General features: G+C 42.8%; 3 protein-coding genes and 3 pseudogenes. 3 read left to right on the forward strand and 3 right to left on the reverse strand.

The genetic code is table 11. The features are described 5' to 3' along the window. The 3 genes and pseudogenes from EWV68_RS06155 to cobO form a co-directional block, all read left to right on the forward strand. Positions 1 to 335, forward strand: a pseudogene (locus EWV68_RS06155) (Uma2 family endonuclease); the annotation flags it as partial. A 206-nt stretch (positions 336 to 541) separates the two neighbouring features. Beyond that, positions 542 to 1,379 (forward strand): annotated as a pseudogene (locus EWV68_RS06160) (Uma2 family endonuclease). A gap of 74 nt (positions 1,380 to 1,453) precedes the next feature. After that, the gene (gene cobO, locus EWV68_RS06165; RefSeq protein WP_081106848.1) at positions 1,454 to 2,059 is read left to right on the forward strand and encodes a cob(I)yrinic acid a,c-diamide adenosyltransferase; all 606 of its coding nucleotides are present in this window, start codon (positions 1,454 to 1,456) and stop codon (positions 2,057 to 2,059) included. On the opposite strand, the gene EWV68_RS06170 is transcribed toward cobO, so the two are convergent. From EWV68_RS06170 to EWV68_RS06180, 3 genes and pseudogenes are all read right to left on the reverse strand, one after another. Then, positions 2,056 to 3,237 (reverse strand): aldo/keto reductase, encoded by a 1,182-nt coding sequence (locus tag EWV68_RS06170; protein WP_061433290.1) that lies wholly within the window; start codon positions 3,235 to 3,237, stop codon positions 2,056 to 2,058. The genes cobO and EWV68_RS06170 overlap by 4 nt on opposite strands. A 164-nt stretch (positions 3,238 to 3,401) precedes the next feature. Further along, positions 3,402 to 3,836: pseudogene (locus EWV68_RS06175) on the reverse strand (transposase); the annotation flags it as partial. A 17-nt stretch (positions 3,837 to 3,853) separates the two neighbouring features. Continuing rightward, on the reverse strand, positions 3,854 to 4,051 hold a 198-nt coding region (locus tag EWV68_RS06180), incomplete at its 5' end, for a hypothetical protein (protein ID WP_287169205.1).

A 4,051-nucleotide genomic window follows, 5' to 3' on the forward strand; every position in this document is an offset into this window, starting at 1 on the left:
AACAGTTAGGATTATATTTAGGCATATTTGACCGTAAACTGCGTTATTTTACCGCCGATGGTCAATTGGTTCCCACTCCCCAAGAAGCTGAATTACAGCAAAGACAAGCAAAGGAACAGATTCTTGTAGAAAAGGAACAGATTCTTTTAGAAAAGGAACAGATTCTTTTAGAAAAGGAACAGATTCTTGTAGAAAAGGAACAGGAACGACAGGCAAAAGAACAGGCTCTTGTAGAAAAAGAACAGGCTCTTGTAGAAAAAGAACAAGAACGACAAGCTAAGGAAAGATTAGCGGCAAAATTACGAGAATTAGGCATCAACCCCCAGACAATTTAGCCGGTTAAAATCTGCAAACGGCCATCAATAACCCCTTGAGTTACAATTATCTTGATTTGACTGGACAGACCCGAATGCAACTCACTCCCGAACAATACAAAGAAAAAATGCAGCGTCGCGTGGAAGGGCGCACCCTACTACATTCATAATTGATAATTTCTCATAGCTGTTATAATTAGATAAATGTCCCAGCCAGGGGAAAAACTATGACAACTCTTGACATTTTACCAGAAGTTACCTGTCCCCCCACCGATTTATGGAGTGATGAACCACCCTTGGAAAGTGATTTACACCTGCAACAGATCATAATTCTTCTCAGTTGTCTAGAATTGTTATGGCAAGAGAAAAACGATTACTACGCTTCCGGTAATCTGACTATCTACTATAACGAAGAACAACTGAAAAAGCGCGATTTCTGTGGTCCAGATTTTTTTGTGGTTTTAGATACAGAAAAACGTCCCCGCAAAAGTTGGGTGGTTTGGGGAGAACAGGGAAAATATCCCAATGTAATCGTCGAGATTCTTTCCGATTCTACGGCCAATATTGACCGCACTAAAAAGAAAATGCTCTACCAAAATACTTTTCGCACTCCTAATTATTTTTGGTTCGATCCTAATACCTTAGAATTGCAAGGATTTACGATACTTGAGGGACAATATCAAGCTATTTCTGCCAATGACCGGGGTTATCTATGGAGTGAACAGTTAGGATTATATTTAGGCATATTTGACCGTAAACTGCGTTATTTTACCGCCGATGGTCAATTGGTTCCCACTCCCCAAGAAGCTGAATTACAGCAAAGACAAGCAAAGGAACAGAAAAGAACAGGCTCTTTTAGAAAAAGAACAGATTCTTTTAGAAAAGGAACAAGAACGACAGGGAAAAGAACAGGCTCTTTTAGAAAAAGAACAGGCTCTTTTAGAAAAAGAACAGGAACAACAGGCAAAAGAACAGGCTCTTTTAGAAAAAGAACAAGAACGACAAGCTAAGGAAAGATTAGCGGCAAAATTACGAGAATTAGGCATCAACCCCCAGACAATTTAGCCGGTTAAAATCTGCAAACAGCGATCGATAACCCCTTGAGTTACAATTATCTTGATTTGACTGGACAGACCCGAATGCAACTCACTCCCGAACAATACAAAGAAAAAATGCAGCGCCGCAAGGTCATCCAAGAGGAACGTTTAGCCGAAAAAATTGCTGAAAAAGGTTTAATTATCGTTAATACCGGCGATGGTAAGGGAAAAACCACGGCAGCCCTCGGTATGGTTTTACGTTCCCTCGGTCATGGTTACAAAGTGGCGGTGGTACAATTCATCAAAGGTGCTTGGGAACCTGCCGAACAAAAGATTTTTAGTGTTTGGGGGGAACAAATCGAGTTTTATGCTATGGGGGAAGGTTTCACCTGGGAAACCCAAGATAGAGAAAGAGATATAGAGAAAGCCGAAGAAGCATGGCAAAAAGCCCTAACTTTTCTCGAAAATCCCCAATATCAATTAATTTTACTCGATGAGATCAATATCGCCCTTAAATTCGGTTATCTGGATATTCAGGAAGTTATCGCTGGTTTAGCCCGAAAACCCGCTAATTCTCACGTTATTCTCACTGGTAGAGGAGCTTTACCCGAATTAATCGATATAGCGGATTTAGTCACGGAAATGAAGTTAATTAAACATCCCTTTCGTCAACAGGGAGTGAAAGCGCAACCCGGCATCGAATTTTAACTACTGCTTAAGCGTTGTACCGTTTCTCCCGACAATAATTGATGAGTTTCGGCGAGAAGATAGGGAATTTTATCAGCGTGGGGACTAGCGGCTAAACAGGCAGTTAAATCCAGTTTTTCCACCTCTTTTGCCTGTTGACCGGGGAACCAGTGACCCCCATTCCCCAAGAGATTGTATCTGGCCTTGGCAAAGTCAATCATATCGTAGGCGATAGCGAGATTGCGTAACCAGAGGATAGAACGAATATTGATATGATTGGGGGTATTTTCCCAGCTAGGTAAACCCACAGACCAAGTTTTAACCCAATTATCGCCTAAACAGTTGATCATTTCCCCTTGCAATCTCTCGATAATTGGCGGTAAAATCTCCTCGGCTCGATCGAGTAAGGGTAAAGTTTTCAGGTGTTCATCAAAATCTCTGCCTCGCGCAGCACCGATACTCAGGGTATGGACGGTCGGACGACTGAGACAGAATAGGTTATTAAAAACCATCGGACTGAGAGGAAAACAGAGAGCCACGAGTTTAGGGGGAGGATTGTAGAGATGGCCGCCCTTATCGGAGGGACTAATGATAAAAACCCCCATATCGTGCTGTTTTGCCGCTTCTATGGCTGGCCAGTTATTCTGAAAAATATAGTACCAGTGCAGATTGAGGTAATCGTAACAATTTGTTGCAATAGTCTTGACAATTACATCAGTTGGTGCATGGGTCGAGAAACCGATAAAACGAACTTTTCCCTGTTGCTGTAATTTTTTCGCCTCTTGCCAACAACCGCCCTCGGCCATAGTGTAATCGAGAATTTCAGCGGTGTTGATGCCATGGATACCCAACAAATCCACATAATCTAACCGTAAAAATTGCCTGGATTGCTCAAATTTACGGCGAAATTCCCGCACATCTTGACTAGGAGAAACTTTCGTCTGCACGATAATCTTGTCCCTCGGTAGTTGCGGCAAAATTTTGCCTAATTGCATCTCCGAAGTGCCGTAACCCCTAGCGGTTTCGATGTGATTAATCCCCACTTCCAGAGATTTATTGATGATTGCCTCTAAATTGCCTTGATTCTCGTCGGGAATTTGCGACATCGGCACATCCTGCCACTGAAATTGATAGCGCATTCCCCCACAGGAAAAAACCGGCATTTGTAGATTAGTGCGACCGAAACGACGATACTGCATATATTCAGTTATCCCAAGTACAGGACAAAAATTGTAGAGAATGAAGAAAATTCCGGCTCTTCGGTTTGTGTTATGCAATGGACGGGGGTTATAAGGGATGGAACACTTATATAGAAAGGCATTTAGCGATTTTTGTCAATTGTTTTTGATCTAGAGCGAACTAATCAATTAAAATTCCGATAATTGGACAAAGAAGGGTTAAGGATCAGATGACGAAGATGGTCAAAACCTAAGCGAAAAAGACTCTTAGCACGACGACCATGTTTCTTGAGGGGAATTGGATGAAGCTGATGAAGCCATAGGCCAGTCTTGAGAGACCAGACTAAGGCTAAAGTTAACAGGGCAAAAAGTTTACGCAGGCGATCGGGGTCAGTAAAGTGGGTTGATTCCAAACAAAACCCACGAGTCTTGAGAATCCCGAAAAGGGTTTCAATCCCCCAGCGTAGAGCGTAATCGCGAACGAGTCCGACCCTATGGGGGGGAGCGATTACGACCAAGAGGTCTCCGTCATCCAAGCGCAAGACTTCAACGGAAACCTGATTACCCCAAACTCGACAATCCCCTTTGAGTTGTTGCGATTCTCCTCTCGCCAGATGAGCCAGAGGACGGCTTTAAGCTACAATGGAAAAAGCGATAACCAAGCTAAAAACTGAACCTTAACCACAGATAGTAGGGGGTTTCGTTCAGAAAAGAAGTCAAATTCGGCCTTGAACGAGTAAAACTTTCTAGGAAATAAGGTTGAACATGAGATTTTTTCGACTTGTTCAAAGTGGCCGTCCGGCATTCGGACAATCAAAACGGACGGGTCGGAAAG

It is taken from the genome of Microcystis sp. M_QC_C_20170808_M9Col (assembly GCF_007095495.1).
Classification (GTDB): Bacteria; Cyanobacteriota; Cyanobacteriia; order Cyanobacteriales; family Microcystaceae; genus Microcystis; species Microcystis aeruginosa.